Origin of the sequence: Janthinobacterium sp. BJB446 (assembly GCF_002735655.1) — a bacterium.
GTDB lineage: Bacteria > Pseudomonadota > Gammaproteobacteria > Burkholderiales > Burkholderiaceae_D > Janthinobacterium > Janthinobacterium lividum.
The window spans coordinates 2,545,441-2,565,109 of the sequence record NZ_PDZK01000001.1; the positions used below are offsets into that span (position 1 = coordinate 2,545,441).

General features: G+C 63.4%; 17 protein-coding genes. 6 read left to right on the plus strand and 11 right to left on the minus strand.

The annotated features are described in order from the left end of the window. Positions 1 to 115: 115 nt before the first annotated feature. Positions 116 to 850: a YceI family protein gene (locus tag CSQ92_RS11215; RefSeq protein ID WP_257219192.1), complete on the plus strand. Its 735-nt coding sequence runs from the start codon at positions 116 to 118 to the stop codon at positions 848 to 850. Here the strand turns inward: CSQ92_RS11215 and CSQ92_RS11220 are convergent. After that, positions 813 to 1,442, minus strand: coding sequence for a LysE family translocator (locus tag CSQ92_RS11220; protein WP_034779141.1), 630 nt, complete (start codon positions 1,440 to 1,442; stop codon positions 813 to 815). The two genes, CSQ92_RS11215 and CSQ92_RS11220, sit on opposite strands and share 38 nt — an antisense overlap. Between CSQ92_RS11220 and CSQ92_RS11225 the strand changes: the two genes are divergently transcribed. After that, on the plus strand, positions 1,441 to 4,491 hold the full coding sequence (locus CSQ92_RS11225) for a hybrid sensor histidine kinase/response regulator (protein ID WP_257219193.1): 3,051 nt from the start codon (positions 1,441 to 1,443) through the stop codon (positions 4,489 to 4,491). The two genes, CSQ92_RS11220 and CSQ92_RS11225, sit on opposite strands and share 2 nt — an antisense overlap. Here the strand turns inward: CSQ92_RS11225 and CSQ92_RS11230 are convergent. Beyond that, positions 4,476 to 5,387, minus strand: a complete 912-nt coding sequence (locus CSQ92_RS11230; RefSeq protein ID WP_257219194.1) for an alpha/beta hydrolase — start codon at positions 5,385 to 5,387, stop codon at positions 4,476 to 4,478. The two genes, CSQ92_RS11225 and CSQ92_RS11230, sit on opposite strands and share 16 nt — an antisense overlap. A gap of 46 nt (positions 5,388 to 5,433) precedes the next feature. Then, positions 5,434 to 8,571, minus strand: coding sequence for an NAD(P)-binding protein (locus tag CSQ92_RS11235; RefSeq protein WP_257219195.1), 3,138 nt, complete (start codon positions 8,569 to 8,571; stop codon positions 5,434 to 5,436). A 210-nt stretch (positions 8,572 to 8,781) separates the two neighbouring features. On the opposite strand from CSQ92_RS11235, the gene CSQ92_RS11240 reads away from it, so the two are divergent. Then, positions 8,782 to 9,330, plus strand: a complete 549-nt coding sequence (locus tag CSQ92_RS11240) for a phosphohydrolase (protein WP_052139943.1) — start codon at positions 8,782 to 8,784, stop codon at positions 9,328 to 9,330. A 363-nt stretch (positions 9,331 to 9,693) separates the two neighbouring features. Further along, the gene (locus tag CSQ92_RS11245) at positions 9,694 to 10,293 is read left to right on the plus strand and encodes a response regulator (protein ID WP_083299743.1); all 600 of its coding nucleotides are present in this window, start codon (positions 9,694 to 9,696) and stop codon (positions 10,291 to 10,293) included. Between the two features lie 417 nt (positions 10,294 to 10,710). On the opposite strand, the gene CSQ92_RS11250 is transcribed toward CSQ92_RS11245, so the two are convergent. Further along, positions 10,711 to 10,905, minus strand: coding sequence for a hypothetical protein (locus CSQ92_RS11250; protein ID WP_231958039.1), 195 nt, complete (start codon positions 10,903 to 10,905; stop codon positions 10,711 to 10,713). A gap of 246 nt (positions 10,906 to 11,151) precedes the next feature. Here CSQ92_RS11250 and CSQ92_RS11255 point away from each other — a divergent pair, with 246 nt between their 5' ends. Next, complete coding sequence (locus CSQ92_RS11255) at positions 11,152 to 11,739, plus strand: chromate transporter (RefSeq protein WP_052139945.1); 588 nt, start codon at positions 11,152 to 11,154, stop codon at positions 11,737 to 11,739. After that, complete coding sequence (locus CSQ92_RS11260) at positions 11,736 to 12,320, plus strand: chromate transporter (RefSeq protein WP_034779146.1); 585 nt, start codon at positions 11,736 to 11,738, stop codon at positions 12,318 to 12,320. Before CSQ92_RS11255 ends, CSQ92_RS11260 begins: the two co-directional genes overlap by 4 nt. A gap of 2 nt (positions 12,321 to 12,322) precedes the next feature. On the opposite strand, the gene urtE is transcribed toward CSQ92_RS11260, so the two are convergent. From urtE to CSQ92_RS11295, 7 genes are all read right to left on the minus strand, one after another. After that, positions 12,323 to 13,021: an urea ABC transporter ATP-binding subunit UrtE gene (gene urtE, locus CSQ92_RS11265; protein ID WP_070280244.1), complete on the minus strand. Its 699-nt coding sequence runs from the start codon at positions 13,019 to 13,021 to the stop codon at positions 12,323 to 12,325. A 2-nt stretch (positions 13,022 to 13,023) separates the two neighbouring features. Then, positions 13,024 to 13,854: an urea ABC transporter ATP-binding protein UrtD gene (gene urtD / locus CSQ92_RS11270; RefSeq protein ID WP_099394153.1), complete on the minus strand. Its 831-nt coding sequence runs from the start codon at positions 13,852 to 13,854 to the stop codon at positions 13,024 to 13,026. Further along, a complete protein-coding gene (gene urtC, locus CSQ92_RS11275; protein ID WP_099394154.1) occupies positions 13,851 to 14,972 on the minus strand; it encodes an urea ABC transporter permease subunit UrtC in 1,122 nt (373 codons plus the stop codon). Before urtC ends, urtD begins: the two co-directional genes overlap by 4 nt. Further along, complete coding sequence (gene urtB, locus CSQ92_RS11280; protein ID WP_099394155.1) at positions 14,969 to 16,570, minus strand: urea ABC transporter permease subunit UrtB; 1,602 nt, start codon at positions 16,568 to 16,570, stop codon at positions 14,969 to 14,971. The genes urtC and urtB overlap by 4 nt, the downstream gene beginning before the upstream one ends. A gap of 108 nt (positions 16,571 to 16,678) precedes the next feature. Beyond that, on the minus strand, positions 16,679 to 17,932 hold the full coding sequence (urtA, locus tag CSQ92_RS11285; protein ID WP_099394156.1) for an urea ABC transporter substrate-binding protein: 1,254 nt from the start codon (positions 17,930 to 17,932) through the stop codon (positions 16,679 to 16,681). A gap of 198 nt (positions 17,933 to 18,130) precedes the next feature. Continuing rightward, the gene (locus tag CSQ92_RS11290; protein WP_070254544.1) at positions 18,131 to 18,919 is read right to left on the minus strand and encodes a DUF4349 domain-containing protein; all 789 of its coding nucleotides are present in this window, start codon (positions 18,917 to 18,919) and stop codon (positions 18,131 to 18,133) included. Between the two features lie 16 nt (positions 18,920 to 18,935). Then, positions 18,936 to 19,493 carry a transglutaminase-like domain-containing protein gene (locus tag CSQ92_RS11295; RefSeq protein WP_218964046.1) on the minus strand — a complete coding sequence of 186 codons (558 nt, stop codon included), beginning with the start codon at positions 19,491 to 19,493 and terminating at the stop codon, positions 18,936 to 18,938. Between the last annotated feature and the right edge of the window lie 176 nt (positions 19,494 to 19,669).

Below are 19,669 nucleotides of genomic sequence, written 5' to 3' on the forward strand. Positions count from 1 at the left end.
AACAAAAGCATCATAACAGCGCCATATGACCGCCTTATGACGTAGCTCTAACAATGCACGCGCGCCGCCGCGCGGATCGCGTACTATTCCCCCATCGCCCTTGCCTCGTACGCCCATGCCCAGCCAGAACCACCGCCTGAAGTCAACCATCCGCACCACTTTCCTGCTTACCTGCGCCGTGCTGGCGTCCTGCACGCCCTTGCCGCCGGCCCCTGCACCGGCCGCCCCTGCCGCCATGCAAGCGCCAGCGTGGCAACAGCAGGGCGTGCAGGTGCTGCACATCGTCCCGCAAGAATCCCTGCTGACCATCACCGTGCGCCGCGGCGGCGCGCTGGCGCGGCTCGGACATGACCACGTGATCGCCAGCCGCAGCCTGCAGGGCGTGGTGGCGCCTGCGCCGGGTCGCGCCGCCTTTCAGTTCCGGCTGGACGAGATGAGTGTGGATGAAGAAAGCCTGCGCCAGGCGGCCGGCTTGACGACGACGCCGTCGGCCGACGCCATCGCCGGCACGCGCCACAACATGCTGGTGCGCGTGCTCGAGGCGGAACGCTATCCGTGGGTGCGCATCGACGCCCGGCGCACGGGCAACAAGGAAGTGCTCGAGGCCGACATCACCCTGCATGGCGTGACGCGCACGGTGCAGCTGCCGGTGCGGATCGAACAAGCGGCCGATGGACGCCGCCTGCAAGCCAGCGGCAGCCTGCTGCTGAAACAGAGCGACTTCGGCATCGTGCCCTTCGCCGTCCTGGGCGGCGCCATGGCCGTGCAGGATCAGATGGAACTGGCGTTTCGCATCACCGCCCGGCAAGACGTCAGCGCGCCAGGATCAGGCGCAAGCCCAGGCCGATGAAGATGGTGCCGGCCACGCGGTCCAGCCACAGGCCGGCGCGCGGGCGGCGGTTGAGCCACTTGCCGACGGCGCCGGAAAAATAGCCGAGCAGGCCGAACAGCACGCAAGCCTGCGCCGTGAAGACCAGGCCCAGCTGCGCCGTCTGCCAGCTGGCATTGCCCTGGCCAGCAACGATGAACTGCGGCAGGAACGAGAGGAAAAACAGCACGACTTTCGGATTGATACTGTTGGCAAACAAGCCCTTGCCGAACAGGCGCAGCAAGGACTCGTCGGGCAAGGCCGCCGCACCATCGACCCTGGCGCCGCCACGGCTGCGCAAGGCGCCGATGCCCAGCCACACGAGGTACAGGCCGCCAGCCACTTTCAGCAGGGTAAATGCGGTGGGCGAGGCGGCCAGCAGGGCCGACACGCCGATGGTCGCCAGCACGGTGTGCGTAAGGCAGCCGAGGGCGCAACCGAGGCCGAACGCCATGCCCTGGCGGCGCCCGCGCGACATGCCGACGCCCAGCACCATCAGGTTGTCGGGGCCGGGACTGGCGGTAATGACGACGGCGGCGGCCAGGAAGGCCAGGAACTGGTCAGGACTGAGCATGAATATCTCGCAAGCAAAAGGCGCCATGATACCGGAGCGCTCGCCATGCCGGCAGGACATGAAATTGCCCGTGTGCCACCGAGAGTCGATTAAAATGGCTACTCCACAGCAAACGGCGTTGCCGCCATTTCCCGCGCGACCATCACCAAACCCATCGATGCCAGCCCACCCGCCCCCATCCAGCCACCGCGCTTCCAGCTCCCGCGTCAGCGCCTGGCTATGCGGCTGGCCGCTTCTGTTCAGCTTGCTGATCAGCCTGCTGGGCCTGGCGGGTGCGGCGCAGGCGACACCCTTGCCCCTGAACAAACAAGGCATCCAGCACCTGGGCAACGGTGGGCAACTGTTTCTCGCCGGAAGTGAGGCCGCACCTGCCGATGCGGCCGCCCTGCCCGCCTGGCTGGCGCGCCAGCGCCCGGCCGAACAGGTCGACCTGTTCGGCGGCGCCTACTGGCTGCATGCGCAAGTGCGCAACGACAGCAGCGTAGCGGCCTGGGTCATCGACCCGAACGATACCCTGATCGACCTGGTCGATCTGCACGTGTATGGCCCCGGGCCACAGACGGCGCCGCAGACCCTGCTGACGGGCTACCAGCGTCCGCACGAATATCTACTGCACTACGGCAGGAACGTGCAGCTGGCACCGGGCGCCACATATGACATCCTGATCCGCTTTTCCAGCCCCTACTATGCACGCGCGCCCATGTTCGGCGTGAAGACGCAGCAGGATTACCGCAAGCTGGTAGGCAAGGAAAACTTCCTGATGGTGGCATCCATCGGCGCCCTGCTGGCGCTGGGCCTGTTCAATTTCTTCATCTTTTCCATCACCCTGGAAAAAGCCTCGGCCTATTACGCGCTATATGTGCTGACCTATGGCCTGGCCTGGGCCATGACCTTCCACGTCTTTGCCGACCTGTTCGACTGGCACATGCTGCAGCTGCATTACGTGCCGTTTTTCCTGCTGCCCGTCTTCAGCACCCTGTTCTACACGCATTTCCTGCGCCTGCGCGACTACTCGCCCCTGCTGTACCGGATCAGCAAGGTCAACCTGGTGTTGCCCTTGCTGTTCCTGCCCAGCTGCTTCTTCGCCCTGTCGTATGCCCACACCCTGGCCACCATCGCCATCAGCATCTGGATGCTGCTGGCGCTCATCTGCGGCATCGTCGTCTGGTGCCGCGGCTACCAGCCGGCGCGCTTCTTCGTGCTGGCCTTCGTCGCCCTGATGCTGCCCGGCTTTCTGATCCTGCCGGCCAACCTGGGCCTGATGCCCGCCATGGTGGCCAACGCCCAGCTGGTGACACTGCTCGGCGGCACCTTCGACGGCTTGCTGCTGGCGTTTGCCCTGGCCGACCAGATCCGCCTGCTGCGCAACAACCTGGAACAGCGCGTGCAAGAACGGACTTTGGCGCTCACCCTCAGCAACGACGCGCTGCTGAAGGCCAAGGAGCACGCGGAAGTGGTCAGCCGCCACCGCATCGATTTTCTGTCCGCCATGAGCCACGACATCCGCACGCCGCTGGCCGGGGTCATCGGCATGCTGAAATTCGCCCTGCGCGACCAGTCTGTACGCGGCCGTACGCAGGAATACCTGCGCATCGGCCTGCACAATGGCGTGTCGCTCTTGACCATCCTCAACGACATCCTCGATTTCTCGAAGATCGACGCGGGCAAGCTGACCCTGGAAACCGTGGACTTCGACCTGCTGGCGCTGATCGGCGACGCGGCCGGCATCGTGCAGGGCCAGGCCGATGCGAAAAGCCTGCTGCTGCGCCGCGAACTGGCGCTGGACCTGCCGCGCTACGTGCGCGCGGACCCCACGCGCCTGCGGCAAATCCTCATCAACCTGCTGGGGAATGCGCTGAAATTCACGGCCAATGGCGAAGTGCTGCTGGAAGTGCGACGCGCCCGCACGCCGCCGCGCCACGATGGCCGCAGCGCCATCGAATTCATCATCAGCGATACGGGCCCCGGCATCGACGCGGACACCTTGCCGCGCTTGTTCCAGAAATTCGAGCAGGCCGACCATTCCACCACGCGCCGCTACGGCGGCACGGGCCTGGGCCTGGCCATCTGCAAGGAACTGGTCGAACTGATGGGTGGCACGATCGGCGTGGAAAGCCGCGTCGGCATCGGCTCGCGCTTCCATTTCACCTTGCCGCTGCAAGACGGCAGCGCGCCGGCGGCCGACGCGCGCCGGCCCGCACGCCACGCGCGCCACGCCTGCCGCCTGCGCATCCTGTGCGCCGAAGACGTGCGCACCAACCAGATCATCATCGGCACCCTTCTGGAAGGCATGGGGCATGACGTAACCATCGTGGAAAACGGCGAACAGGCGCTGCGCGCGCTGGGATCCGGCGCCTACGATTGCGTGCTGATGGATGGCCGCATGCCGCTGATGGATGGCGAACAGGCCGCGCGCCTGATCCGCGACGGCGGCAACGCCCAATTCCCCATTCCCGACGCGCACATCCCCATCCTCGCGCTGACGGCCAACGCCAGCGAACATGACCGGCAACGCTACCTGGCCGCCGGCATGGACGACTTCCTCAGCAAGCCGGTCGACGAAGCGCTGCTGTTCGAGAAAATCGACGCCATCATCGACCTGCTGCTGGCGCGCGGCCACGCGCTGCCGCCTGCCACGCCCACCGAAGACGACGCCCTGGCGCGCCAGTTCGGTCTGGAAGGCGCCGCCGACGAGCCACCCGCGCCGGCCGATCCCATGACGGCGCCCGTGCACATCCTGCCGCTGGCAGGCCTGTCGCCGCAGCACTTGCAGCGCATCGCGCAAGCGTTCCTGACGGAAGCGCCGCGGCGCCTGGACCTGGCCTGCCACGCCGTGCGCGACGGCAACGCCAGCGCTGCCGCTGCCGCCTTCCACGCCTTGAAGGGCAGCGCCGGCTATCTGAGCCGCCCTACCCTGCACGGCCTGTGCCACCAGATGGAAACCCTGGCATCGAACGGCCAGCTCGATAACGTGGAGCAGTTCCTGCCGCAGCTCCAGGCGGCGCTGGATGCGGCACGGCGCGACCTGGAAGCTCAGCCTGCCGGCTGAGCCATCCAGCCATGCGCCCGCAGCCACGCCAGCAGCAGCTGCGGCCAGGCGGCCGGCTCGCTGCCCGGCTTGCCCAGGCCCCAGCCATGGCCGCCGTGCTGGAACAAATGCAGCTCGACGGGCACGCCTGCGCGGCGCAGGGCTGCTGCCATCAGCCGGCTGTTCTCGGGCGGGGAAATGGGATCGTCCAGCGCCTGCGCGATGAAAGCGGGCGGCGTGCGCGCATCGACATGCAGCTCCACCGACAAGGCGTCGCGCGCCGCCTGCGTGGGATGGGCGCCCAGCAACTGCTTCTTCGCGTGCGTCGTGTCGAATGGCGCTTGCATGGTCAGCACGGGGTACAGCAACACGGCAAAGTCGGGCCGCGCGGAGACGCCATCCATGGCGTCGACGGGCGCGTAGCGGGAAGCGTCAGGCTGCACGGCCGTCATGCCGGCCAGGTGCGCGCCGGCGGAAAAACCGAGCATGCCGATGCGCGCCGGATCGATGCCCCACTCGGCCGCCCGCGCGCGGATCACGCGCATGGCGCGCTGGCCATCCTGGAATGGCGCGGCCACCCCGCCGCCTTCGCGTGGCAAGCGGTACACAAGCTCAAACGCCGTGATGCCCTGCGCCTGCAGCCAGTTGGCGGCCGGGCCGCTCTCCTTGCCTGCCTCGATATGCGCATAGCCGCCGCCGCTGGCAAGCAGGATGGCCATGCCGTTCGGCTGCGCCGGGCGGTGCGCGATCAGATACGGTTGTTCGACCTGCGTGATGGAGCCCTTGGCGCTGTCGCGCTGCGGCCCAGGCGCCGCGCCATCGGGCGGCGCACCGGGCCACAGCACAATCGCGCCGGCCGGCGCGGCGCCCGCGTGCAGGTGGACAAGGAAAAGACTCAACAGCATCAGGCGTTGCATGGCTCGCTCGCGCAGGGAACAATGAAACGCCATCATAGCGAAATACCTAAAAATCCGTCTCCCCCTGGATCACGGCCGGATAGCCCGTCATGGCACGCGAGGTCTGCATGCCGGCCATCACGGCCGCCTCCACGCAGCCCGCATTGATGCCCGTCTTGATCCAGTCGCCCGTGAGGAACAGGTTGCTGAAACCCGACTGGTCGGTGGCCAGCCGGTACTGCGTGCTGCCCACCACCGACATCACGTAGCGCTCGGACGGGTCGACATTCGCGCGCCAGTACTGGCTGTCGAAGCGCGCCGGCCCCGCCCCCTCCTTCGCATCGACCAGCCATTGCCACGGAAACGCGCCCGGCCCGCCCGCCTCGGGCCACAGCGCGCCGATCTCGCGCTCCAGCTGATGCAGCGCGCCCTGCTTCGCCCTGGCCGCGCAGCGGGCCGGAAAATCCGTGTCGGTGACGGGCGGGTAGCTGTCGACGGGGAAGGCGCTGCAAAAATACGAGACATTTTTCGGTTCATGCCCCACCGGCCAGTCTTCGTGCGCCAACAATTGGTCCATCGGCGCCCATGTGTCGTACGGCTCCGTGAAGGCCGACAGCACCGGCTGCTGGCCTTTCGGTTGCGTGGTCCAGCCCATCTGACGCAAATCCTTGTTGAGCCACACCTGGTAGGCTTGCGTGGCCACGGTTTGCACCTTGTCGGCCGCCAGCTGCAGGGCCGGGCTTTGCGCCAGCAGTTGCGGGCACAGGGCCTGCAGCGAACCGATGGAAATGCCGAACACCACCTTGTCGAAGTCGACGCCCTTCTTCAATACCGTGGCGGGCAGTTGCCGGCCGAACGCTTGCTGGTACTGCTGCGGCCAGTCGCTCCAGTACGACTCCAGGTTGACTTCCTGCGCTTGCAGCAGGGCCGCTTGCGCTGGATCAAGCTGCGCATAATCGGGCGCGCTGGGCCAGCAAGCCAGTCCCTTGACGTCCACCAGCGGCGCGTAGCCGGCGGCGGGGTCCTTCAATTGCACCTGCTGCGTGATGCGGATGCTGTCGATGTCGCCCGCGCCCGGCACCAGCTCTTCCACGCGCTGGAAGAATTTGAACTCCACGCCGCGCTTGCGCAGCACTTCATACAGCGGCGTGAAAATCGTGTCGCCCATGCCGGCCTGCATCTTGAACATGATGCCGCCCTTGTAGGCCAGGCCGATGCGCGCCATCGCCCGCAAGAGCGTTCCCGCCTCGATGTTCGGCTTCGCAAAATCGCCGCCCTCGTAGGCGAACACCAGGTCATAGAAGCCGCGCACGGGCGCCGAATTGACGCTGAACTGCTCGTCGCCGCCATGTTTTTTCAGCCAGGCGCGGAAGTCGATATCGTTGATGACGTCGAAGCCGTTCTTGAACACGCCATCCTCGAACATGCCCTTCATGACCGTGATGCCCAGGTCCAGGCAAATGAACAGGCGACGCAATTCATCGTCGCCGTCGATCAGGGCGCGGTAGCGCAGGCGCAGCCACGCGCGGATGCCGTTCAGGGTACTGGCCAGCAGTTGGTGGCGCCCCTGGTCGTGGCGCGTGGAATCGGGCGCCAGGTCGGCTACCAGCGCCACCAGCGCGCCCACGGACAGGCCCACGTCCAGGCCCAGTTCATCGGCCTGCCCCACCACTTCGTCGGCCAGCCGGCGCAGCCAGCCCGGCCACACGCCTTCGCCTTGCGACGCGCTGGCGCGCACGATGCGCGCGTCGGCGTCCGCCACTTGCCGGATCTGGCGGATCCACTGCTCGATCCAGCCCACCATGGCGATGGCCATCTGCCACAGGGTGATGTCTTCGCCGCCCTCGCCCGGTTCGCCCGGCAAGGTGGGAAAGACGATGGACCAGTTGCGCCACTTGCCCTTGACGTCTTCCGACAAGGCCACGTAATCGTGCTGTTTGAAAGCGTCGCGCCAGGTGGCCAGCGGTGCGCCGGGCGGACGCTCCAGGCTCGCGTACGCTTCCTTGATCATCTTGAAGGCGTTCGCGTAGAAGCCGAACCAGATGTGCAGGCCGTGTTCCTCGATGCGCTGGCCCACCTGTGCATTGCGCCCGCTGGCCCCCTTGCCGCCCAGGCGCCAGCCCAGCTGGTAGACGGTGATGGCATGCCGGTTTTGCCAGCCCGGCTGGTTCGTCAGATAATACGCCGTGGTCATGGCCGCCACGCCGCCACCGAGGATGGCGATCTTTTCCGGCGCGATGCGGGAATTGTCGACCAGCTCCTCGCCCGGCATGGCCGTGAAATCGAAATTCACCTGGAACGGCAATATCGCCGCCTGCGGCCCCAGTTTGAGACCCAGGGTCTGGTCCAGCGGGAAGCTGTCGAACGCGTGCAGCGTGCATTCATACTCGTAGCCGAGCAGGCGCGCGCTGTGCAGGCGGTTGATCTCGGCGGGCGCGGCCACCAGGGCCTGGTACACGGCTTTCACGCCGGCGCTGTCGGGGAATTGCTTGAGGAAAATCTGGTCGATGCGGGGGTTGCGCAGCAAGGACAAGATATCGGCCCAGCCGGCCTGGTCCATGTCGAAGAAATCGGGGATGGAGAGGAAAATCTGGAACGCCTGCTCGATGAGTTCCAGGAAACTGTTGACGCTCTTGTGCTGCCCTGTCTGCACGGTGGCGTTGACTTCCAGCAACGGATGCAGGGCCAGTTTCGTTTCCGGCGAAAAATGCTGGAAGCCCTTGGCAGCCACGGAACAGCGCAGCGGCTCGCTGCCGGCGGCGGGAATCTCGTAGTCGCACAGGTATTTCGGATAGCCGAACAGCTCGCGCCCGTTGATCAGGGCCATCGCGTCATCGACGAAGATATGGCACGGATACCAATAGATATGCGCAAGCTTGCCCTGGACATCCATCTGGCCCACCATGATCCAGGTGACGATGTCGACTTCCGTGATCCAGCCCTTGGCCTGGTCGACGGGGTTGGCGGAGTCCGCATGGTTGACGCGCGTAAACGTCAGCATGACATACGGCGACAGGGCTTTCAGGGTCATCTTGCTGCCCGCCACCTGGTTCAGGGTGGTATTCACGGTCGCTTGCAGTTTCGCCAGCTCGCCCCTGACGAAATAACCGTACATTTCCGACTGTTTCAATTGCAGCGGCGAGTGCATCATCACCGAACCGCCCTGATAGATATACGAAGGTCTTGCCGAAGGTGTCGCCGTCATTGCCCTGTCCCCTTTAAGTTTCAGTCAAACAAGATTTCTACAGTGTATTTGAGAAATATCAATGAATGATATGAAATAAATTAAAGGATTTGCCAAGATGCATAGGCTTGGAGGCGATCCCGGCAGAAAGCCGCTTGCGCACGGCAGCCGGGGCAAGCCCATGCCATCGGGTGTACGATGAAGCATCTTGAGCATTCCGAGCACCATGCCATGGCAATGATTACCACCGACTACGTTTCCACCTATTCAGGCAACCGTTTTTATCCCTTGCGCCCGCATATCGACAAGGTAGCCATCGAGGACATCGCCCACGGCCTCGCCTACCAGTGCCGCTTCAATGGGCAGACGCAGGTGTTTTACTCGGTCGCCCAGCACAGCCTGATCGTCGCCGGACTGGTGCCACCCCATTTGCGCCTGGCCGCCCTGCTGCACGACGCGGCCGAAGCCTACCTGGGCGACATGGTGAAACCCTTGAAAGTGTTGCTGCCGGAATTTGCCGTACTGGAAGACAAGGTCAGCGCCATCATCGCCGCCACGTATGGGCTGGATTTTTCCGATTACGCGCCCATCAAGCGGGCCGACCTGATCGCGCTGGCCACGGAAAAGCGCGACCTGATGCCGCACTCGGCCGAACGCTGGGCTTACCTTGACGGCATCGCCCCCTTGCCCGGTATAATCGAGGCCATGGGTCCGGCCGAAGCCAAGCAGCGCTTCCTGCATGCCTTTGCCCAACTGGGCGGGCTTGGGCTGGCCGCATGAATGCTTCCACCCCGCCGTACGAATCGGCGCTAAGCCCCGGTTTTTTCACGGCTCTTTTAGATATCCACAGCAACTGTGGATAAAGTTGTTGATAAGCCCCTCTTGACAAGCCGCAACGCCAGTATTGATGCGGGTTTCAATAATTTGCTGATTTCACAGGCAATTTTTTACCCCAATGAAATCAATGACTTGCAATCATGAATTTGCGCTAGCGCAAACTTAATCTGCCACCATGAAAATATATTTTTGCTGTGCATAAGCCGATGTGGCGCGAGGCCGTCTTGCTTGAACAGCATTGTTTTGACAAACCCCGCAGACTGGCATAGTGTGGAGTAGCGAGTACGATCAACGGTGGATAAACGCATGAATATAGATAGCGATAGCGCCGCCAAGGAGGCGGACGAACCCGACTGGCTGGTCGACGAACCGCTGGGACGGACAGACGCGGCGGCAGAACCGTCCACCGCGGCGCCTTGGCGCGTGCTGATTGTCGATGACGATGTCGACGTGCATGTGGTGACCAAGTTCGCCCTCAGCCAGGCCAGCTTCCAGGGACGCAGGCTGAGCTTTTTGCACGCGTATTCGGGCGCCGAGGCGCTGGCCTTGCTGCGCAGCACGCCTGATATCGCCGTGGTGCTGCTCGATGTCATCATGGAAACCCAGGATGCCGGGCTGCAAGTGGCGCGCCAGGTCCGCGAAGAACTGCACAACAGCGCCGTGCGCATCATCCTGCGCACGGGCCAGCCAGGCCAGGCCCTGGAACACCGCATCATCATCGATTACGACATCAACGATTTCTGGTGCAAGACCGACCTCACCACGCGCAAGTTGTTTACCACCGTGATCGCCTCGCTGCGCACCTATGCCACCTTGCGCGAAGCGCAGCAGCAGGTTACCGAACTCGCTGCCGCCCTGGCCCAGTGCGGCGACACGCCGGCGGCGCCGGCCAGCGGCACGCCCTGACCATCGGCCGCTACTTTCAGTCATAAAAACAAGAACACTGGATAGGCATACAGGCTTGTGAAATGCCCCATTTTGGCCCATCTTGCCCGCCGATTGCATGGGTTGGGCGGCTCCCATTTCCTAAGTGGCGGATTGTTAAGCGCTTTTTCAGATATCCACACGGACTGTGGATATCTTTGTGGATAAGGGCCTATTGACAGGCCTCAAAGCCACAGCCCGTGCGGCTTTCAATAAACTGCTCAATCAAACAGCAAAAATAAAACACATTAAAATCAAGTACTTAGAAACTCACACATAATCACAAGAAAATTATTTCGCCAATTTCGTTAACTCATCATTTGTGCATAACTGAGCCGTAATGATCAATCCGACAACAGCGGATCGCGGCCTCCGGCAACACAGTTGCCGTGGGGATACTCAATGCACGGTCTGGCGGCGCTGCTCGGGATGCAGCAGCACGCGCTCGATCAGTTCCGGGGCGACATTGTATGACTTCAGGTATTCCAGTGCGCACAAGGTACTGAAGGCCGCCTGCACGGCGATGCCCAGATTGACGATATCGCACATCTTCTGGTCGACCCGGGCATGCAGCACCGCGGTTTTGACGGGCATATGCAGCGTTTCTGTGGAATGAGGCATGATGAACAACTCCTGCGAAGGGGACGGAGGGAGGAGACGGCGTAGCGGTGCGACCCGCGACAGCCCGGACAGGGACAGCGGTCATGTTGCCGATAAAAGTATTGCCGATAAACTCTCGATGTCAATGGCAGGGAAACATGAGCCACGGTTTTTTTCTTGCAGGCACAAGCGCAGCCGAAAGCGATGGACAAGCGCGATCGGCCACGGCGATAATCAGCCATGCCCTCCCCCTCCTCCATCCAGCCCGACCTGCCCCGCCCGCAGCCCGCCTCGCTTGCCGACCTGTTCTTCTCGTTCACCTGGCTGGCCCTGCAGGGATTCGGCGGCGTGCTGGCCGTGATCCAGCGCGAGATGGTCGAGCGCAAGCGCTGGCTGACGCAGGAAGAATTTCTGGAAGACTGGGCCGTGGCGCAAATCATGCCCGGGCCAAATGTCGTCAACCTGTCGCTGATGGTGGGCGGGCGCTATTTCGGTTTGAAAGGCGCGCTAACGGCGCTGGCCGGCATGCTGGCCGTGCCCCTCCTCATCGTGCTCGTGCTGGGCGTGCTGTACACGCGCTTTGGCGACAATGCGCAGATGGCGGGCGCCTTGCGCGGCATGGCGGCCGTCTCGGCCGGCATGATCGCCGCCACGGGCGTGAAACTGGCTGCCGCGCTGGGCAAGCATCCGCTGCCCTTGTGGCTGACCTTGTCCATCACCGTGCTCGGCGTGCTGATGGTGGCGATCTTCCGCTGGCCCCTGCTGTACATCCTGCTGGGCCTGGGCGGCATCGGCTGCCTGCTGACCTACCGAAAGCTGTCCGCATGAATCCGCCCTTGCAACTGGTGTTGAGCGCGGGCGACTGGCTGAACCTGTTCGGCCACTACCTGATGCTGTCGCTGATGTCGATCGGCGGCGCCATTTCCACCACGTCCGAAATGCACCGCTTCCTCGTCGAACAGCATGGCTGGCTGACACAGGCGCAATTCAACGAATCGATCGCCATCGCCCAGGCCGCGCCCGGCCCCAACGTGCTGTTCGTCGCCCTGATGGGCTGGAACGTGGGCATGAACGCGGGCAGCTACGCGGCGGCCTACCTCGGCGTGCTGGTGACCATGGTGGGCATCATGCTGCCCAGCACCACCCTCACCTACGTGGCGGCCCAGTGGGGCTACCGCAACCGCGACCTGCGCCCCGTGCGCGCCTTCAAGCAAGGCATGGCGCCCATCGTCGTCGCCCTGCTGATTTCCACGGGCATGATACTGGGCGGCGCCAACCATGACATCCGCACGGACTGGCCCCTGTGGAGCCTGTCCATCGTGGCTGGCCTGATCATCTGGCGCACGAAGATCCATTTATTGTGGCTGCTGGCGGCCGGCGCCGTGCTGGGCTGGTTCCAGCTCGTCTGACCTTACACGGCCAGGTGCCGCTTCACGTCCTCGCCATCCATCTGTTCCGCCTTGCCGCTGGCGACGACACTGCCGCGCGACAGGACGATGAATTCGTCGGCCAGTTCGCGGGCAAAATCAAAATACTGTTCGCACAGCACGATGGCCATGTCGCCCCGCTGTTTCAACAGGCTGATCACGCGGCCGATATCCTTGATGACGGAGGGCTGGATGCCTTCCGTCGGCTCGTCGAAGATGATCAGCTGCGGCTCGGCCAGCAGGGCGCGGGCGATGGCCAGTTGCTGCTGTTGCCCGCCCGATAAATCTCCGCCGCGCCGCTGCAGCATCTCCTTGAGCACCGGAAACAGTTCATATACGTGGGGATCGATGCGCGCAGCTTGCCGGCCGCCCTTGCTCGCCATACCCATCAGCAAGTTTTCCTCGACCGTCAGGCGCGCAAAGATGTCGCGGCCCTGCGGCACGTAAGCGATGCCCAGCTTTGCCCGGGCATGGGGCGCCAGCCTGGTGATGTCGCGTCCATGGAACACCACCTTGCCCTGCGCCACGGGCAGCACGCCCATCAGGCATTTCAGCAAGGTCGTCTTGCCCACGCCATTCCTGCCCAGCAAGGCCAGGCATTCGCCCTTGCGCGCCGACAGGTTGATGCCGCGCAAGGTGTGCGAAGAGCCATAGTATTGATTCAATTGTTCGACTTCCAGCATGCTTACCTTCCCAGATAGACTTCGATGACCCGCTCGTCCGCTTGCACCTCGTCCATGCGGCCCTGCGCCAGCACGGCGCCTTCATGCAGCACGGTGACGATGCCTTGCCGGGCAATCTCCGTCACAAAACCCATGTCGTGTTCGACCACCATGATCGAATGCTTGCCGCGCAATTCATTGAGCAACTCGGCCGTGCGCGCCGTTTCCGCATCCGACATGCCGGCCACGGGTTCGTCCAGCAAAATCAGCTGCGGCTCCTGCATCAGCAGCATGCCGATTTCCAGCCACTGCTTTTGCCCGTGCGACAGCAAACCCGCCGGCCGCGCCTCCTGGCCGTTGAGGCGGATCAGGCGCAATATCGCGTCGATCTTGCCTTCCTGCTCGGACGTGAGGCGCGCAAACAGGGTGGGCGCCACGCGCTTGTCCATCTTCATCGCCAGTTCCAGGTTGTCGAACACCGTGTGCTGCTCGAACACGGTGGGGCGCTGGAACTTGCGGCCGATGCCCGCGTGGGCGATCTGCGCTTCCGTCATGGTGGCCAGGTTCATGGTCTGGCCAAACCAGGCCGTGCCGGACGTGGGCCGCGTCTTGCCCGTGATCACATCCATCATCGTCGTCTTGCCCGCCCCGTTCGGGCCGATGATGCAGCGCAATTCGCCCACGGAAATATCGAGGCTGAGCTTGTTGATGGCCTTGAAGCCGTCGAAGGACACGCTGATGTCTTCCAGGTACAAAATGGCGCCATGCGTCGTATCGACGCCCTCGCCTTTCACGCGCGAGTACGTCGGCCCCGCTTCCGCGCTGGCCATGCCGGGCAACATGCGGATACTCATGCGGCCTCCTCTGCCATGGCGGCGGGTTTTTTACGTTTGAGCTTGTTCAGCACGCCCAGCATGCCCTGCTGCATGAACAGCGTGACGCCGATGAACAACAGGCCCAGCGCGAACAGCCACAGTTCCGGCAAGGCAGCCGTGAACCAGCTTTTCAAGCCGTTGACGGTGAAGGCGCCCAGGATGGGACCGATCAGCGTGCCACGTCCGCCCACGGCCACCCACACGACCATCTCGATGGAGTTCGCCGGCGACATTTCGGACGGGTTGATGATGCCCACCTGCGGCACGTACAGGGCGCCGGCGATGCCGCACAGCACGGCCGACAAGGTCCACACAAACAGCTTGAACCACAGCGGGTTGTAGCCGAGGAACATCAAGCGCGCCTCGCTGTCGCGCACGCCCTGCAGCACCCGGCCCAGTTTCGAGCGGACGATGGCACGCGCACCTATCAAGGCCGCCAGCAGGAAGGCCAAAGTCAGCAGGAACAGCACGGCCCGCGTGGCGGGCGCCGTGATGCTGTGGCCCAATATCGTCTTGAAATCCGTGAAACCGTTGTTGCCGCCAAAGCCAGTGTCATTGCGGAAGAACAGCAGCATGAAGGCATATGTCATCGCCTGCGTGATGATGGAAAAATACACGCCCTTGATGCGCGAGCGAAAGGCAAAGTAGCCAAACACAAAGGCGAGCACGCCCGGCACCAGCACGACGAGCGCCATGCAGTACCAGAAATGTTCCGTAAACGCCCAGTACCAGGGGTAGGTTTTCCAGTCGAGAAAGACCATGAAGTCGGGCAGGCTGCTGTGGTACTGGCCCTGGTCGCCGATGGCGCGCATCAGATACATGCCGTGCGCATACGCCCCCAGGGCAAAGAACACGCCGTGACCCAAGGACAAAATGCCCGTGTAGCCCCAGACGAGGTCCAGCGCCAGTGCGGCCAGCGCGTAGCACATGAACTTGCCCACCAGCGCCACCGTATAGGCGGACACGTGCAACGCATGCCCTTCGGCAAACGCCAGGTTAAAAACCGGCAACAGTGCCGCCAGCACCGTGCATCCGGCGATGGCCAGCCAGACGGGCCGCGTGAACAGGCCAGGCTTGATTTGATAGGAGGTAGTCATTCGACGCTGCGTCCCTTCATGGCAAACAGGCCCTGCGGCCGGCGCTGGATGAAAATGATGATGAACACCAGAATGGCGATCTTCGCCAGCACGGCGCCCGCCACCGGTTCGAGGAATTTATTGACTTCACCCAGGCCCAGTGCTGCGATCACGGTGCCGGCCAGCTGGCCCACGCCGCCAAGCACCACCACCATGAAGGAATCGACGATGTAGCTTTGGCCCAGATCCGGCCCCACATTGCCCAGCTGCGACAGGGCCACGCCACCGAGCCCCGCGATGCCGGAACCGAGACCGAAGGTCAGCATGTCGACCTTGCCCGTGGCCACGCCCACGCAATCGGCCATGCGACGGTTTTGCGTCACGGCCCGCACGAACAGGCCCAGGCGCGTCTTGTTCAGGATCAGCCACACGGCCGCCACGACGACGATGGCAAAGCCGATGATGGCCAGGCGGTTGTACGGCAGCACGAGGCCGCCCAGCACGGTGACGCCGCCCGACATCCAGGCGGGATTGGCCACTTCCACGTTTTGCGCGCCGAAGACCGTGCGCACGGCCTGCATGAGGATCAGGCTGATGCCCCAGGTGGCCAGCAGGGTTTCCAGCGGCCGGCCATACAGCCAGCGGATCACCGTGCGCTCCAGCATCACGCCCACCAGTCCCGCGACAAAAAAGGCGGCCGGCAAGGCGGCCAGCAGATACGCATCCTGCAAGCCAGGCAGGTAGCTGCGGAAGAACAGCTGGCACAGGTAGGTCGTGTAAGCGCCTATCATCAGCAATTCGCCATGCGCCATGTTGATGATGCCCATCAAGCCAAACGTGATGGCCAGCCCCAGCGCGGCCAGCAGCAGCACGCTGCCCAGCGAAATGCCGTAGAACACATTGCCGGCGAAGTCCATGCGCGCCACCCGTCCCTTGATCTGGCGCATGGTCTCGATGGCGGCCAGCTGCACGGCCTCGTCCGGCTCGCCGGCCTTGCCATCTGGTCCTTTCTCCAGCATGGCTTGCAGCGCGGGCAACAGGCGCGCATCGCTGCTGCCCGCCAGCGCCTGCACGGCGGCCTTGCGCGTGGCGGCGTCGGGCGCATGCAGGTTGGCGCTGGCGATCAGCACCTGCAATATCTGTTTGATGTCAGCATCGTTTTCCTGCGCCAGCGCAGTGCGGATCAGGGGGACCTGCGCGGGATCGACGGATTGCTGCAGCGCCTGCGCGGCGGCCAGGCGCGTGGCCCGCTCGGGCGCCAGCAGTTTCAACCCCGACAAGGCGCCCGCCACGGCCGCGCGCAAGCGGTTGTTGACCATCACGCCATCGATGCCATCGGGCAGCGGCACGCTCTGGCCGCTTGCCGGCTCATATGCCTGTTCACCGTCGACGATATACACCTTGCCGTCGGGGGCCGCATATAACTGATCGTCCTGCAAGGCTTGCAGTACACGGGCGGCCTCGGGCGTGGCCAGGGTGGCGATCTGGGCGACGGCCGCGATCCTGGTGTCGGGATCGTCGCCGGATAGCGCTTTGAGCAGATCGGGAGGGATGGCAGCCTGCGCGAACGAGGATAGCAACAGGCAGGCGAGGACCAGCAGTTTGGGGATGAACCTCATTGTAAGTTCCATGGAAAAACTGCACGGGGCGTGCGCTTACCCCAAAGGCGAGGACTGGGGTCGGACCCTGAGGGTCCGACCCCGGCATTTGCTGGTGGGTAATAGCGCCTACAACTTCTGCTTGCCCTCATTCCCCTTGATAAACGGGCTCCACGGCTGGGCGCGTATCGGTTCCTTGGTTTTCCACACGACATTGAATTGCCCGTCGGCCTTGATCTCGCCGATCATCACGGGCTTGTGCAAGTGGTGGTTGGTCGGGTCCATGGTCAGGGTAAAACCGGACGGCGACTTGACGCTCTGGCCGGCCATGGCGGCGATCACCTTGTCCGTGTCCGTCGATTTCGCTTTTTCCACGGCTTGCGCCCACATGTGGATGCCCACATAGGTCGCTTCCATCGGGTCGTTCGTCACGACAGAACCCGCGTTCGGCAGCTTTTGCGCCACGGCATACGCTTTCCACTGCTTGATGAAGGCCGTATTCACGGGGTTCTTGACGGATTCAAAGTAATTCCACGCCGCCAAGTGCCCCAGCAGGGGCTTGGTATCGATGCCGCGCAATTCTTCCTCGCCCACGGAAAACGCGACGACGGGCACGTCCGTGGCTTTCAAGCCCGCATTGCCCAGTTCCTTGTAGAACGGCACGTTGGAATCGCCATTGATGGTGGAAATGACGGCCGTCTTGCCGCCCGTGGAAAATTTCTTGATGTTGGCGACGATGGTTTGATAGTCGGCATGGCCGAACGGCGTGTAGACCTCGCTGATATCGCTATCCTTGACGCCTTTGCTTTTCAGGAAAGCGCGCAGGATCTTGTTGGTGGTGCGCGGATACACATAATCCGTGCCCAGCAGCACGAAGCGTTTGGCGCCGCCTCCATCCTTGCTCATCAGGTATTCCACGGCAGGAATCGCCTGCTGGTTCGGCGCGGCGCCCGTATAAAACACATTCTTTTCCAGCTCCTCGCCCTCGTATTGCACCGGGTAAAACAGCAGGCTGTTGAGTTCCTTGAACACCGGCAAGACGGATTTGCGGGACACGGATGTCCAGCAGCCGAACACGACAGCCACTTTATCCTGCGCCACCAGCTGGCGCGCTTTTTCCGCGAACAAGGGCCAGTTCGACGCGGGATCGACGACGACGGCTTCCAGCTTCTTGCCCAGCACGCCGCCCTCGGCATTGATCTCGGCGATCGTCATCAGCGCCACATCCTTGAGCGACGTTTCGGAAATGGCCATGGTGCCCGACAGAGAGTGCAAGATGCCCACCTTGATGGTGTCGGCGGCCAAGGCTGCCTGCATGGTGGTGGACATGGCCAGGGCCAGTGCGCCGGCGGCGGCCGCTTTCAGGATGATGCGTCGTGTCATGGGGACTCCTGTGATGGGTTCGTGGGGGTCGAGCTGGGTCTGCTATGTTGTTAAAGCAGAATGCATGCCAGCACCGGCAGGCGTCCGCCATGGTGCAAGCGGCGCTCGCCGCACGAAAAAAAACCTGGCTGCACAAGGACTGTGCAGCCAGGTTTCAAATTGCCGTAAAACGGTGCGCAGGACGCAGCAATCCCGGCATCAATCCTTGCGCGGAGCTCCACGCAGACGGCGCCAGCCCTTGCGGCCCAGCGGGAACAGCAGCACGAAAGCGATCAGCCACGGCAGAATGTAGGCCATGGCAGTGATGGCGTTGGCCACGCCTTCCGACAGGTTTTCCGTGAAATTGCCCAGCGCGCGCTTGACGGGCCGCCAGAACGATTGCCTGCCTTCGGCGCTGATGGCCACGTTCAACAAGTCCGTATCGATACGCTGCATCAATAGCGCATTGGCGGCCGTCGCCTGCTCCAGTTCCACTTGCACGGTGGCCAGTTCCTTGGTCACCTTGATGAGGGCATCGACGTTGGTGCCCGAGCGTTTTTCCAGGTCTTGCAATTGCGCCTGGTATTGCTTGAGCATTTCCAGGCGTTTCTTGCTGTCGAGCACGGGACGGCCCAGGTCTTCCACCTTGGTACCCTGGCTGGTGACGTCGCCTTCGGCCGCGACCAGCGCGACGAGCTTCTTGATGCCGGCCGGCTTGGCGCGCATGCTGATGCGCGCATGCACGTAGCGGCCGCTGTCGACGCTGGAATCGAGCAGCAGGCAGCCGTTTTCCGTATCGGCCTTGCAGGCGGCGACCACTTTTTCATACAGGGGCCGCACTTGCGCCTCGCGCGTATCGACGCTGACATTATGTTCATAGGCAAGGAACTCGCTGCCCTTTTCCTTGCCTTCGAGACGCGCGGCGCTCGACTGCCCGCCGCTCTCGCCCTTGCTGCCGCAGCCGGCCAGCAGCAACAGTCCAAACAGGCATATGGATATTTTTTTCATGATTTCTTTCTTTGGATTATTTTTGCAGCGGCAACAATTCGATATCGGGCAAGTGCGCCGCCACATCCTGCACGGTCGCATGGCAGGTCAAGGACGCCACCACCTGCGGCAACGGTTCCGGCCAGATTTCCGGCAAGTCGCGCTCTTCGGTCGCCAGCACGGGAAAGGCCAGCTGTTCCCGTGGCGGCGTGAAGGCGGCAGCGACGCCGGGCTTGTTGCCGCGCGCATCGATGCGGTACCAGCCGAACTCCTGCAGATGCACGGCATTCAAGCCATGCAGGCAGAACGGCGGCCCCACCTCGCCCACGGCCAGGCGCTGGTAGCACAGGCCGGCAGGAATGCCGTTGGCGCGCAGCAGCGCCGCCAGCAGATGGCTCTTCGCATAGCAATAGCCCGTGCCGTGCTGCAAAACGTCGGAAGCACGGCAGGTGACGGGATTGCGCTGGTAGTCCCAGCTATGGGCGATCTCGTCGCGCACGAAGGCAAAGCAGCGGGCCGCGATGGCGGCGTCGCCCACCGCGCCTGCCGCCAGTGCAGCCGCCTTGGTGCGCACGGCAGGATGGTCGCTGTCCATGTAAGTGCTGCTGGCTAGATACGGGGAAAAGTCGGTAGACATGGCGTCAAGGTCAGGCAAAAAGATAATGCGCGATTCTAGTCGAAACGGCACGAAATCGAGCGTTTCCTTGCGCAGGAACAAAGAAAAACCACGCCTCAGGCTTACTGCGCGGGGGGTGGCGACTTTGGCGGCGG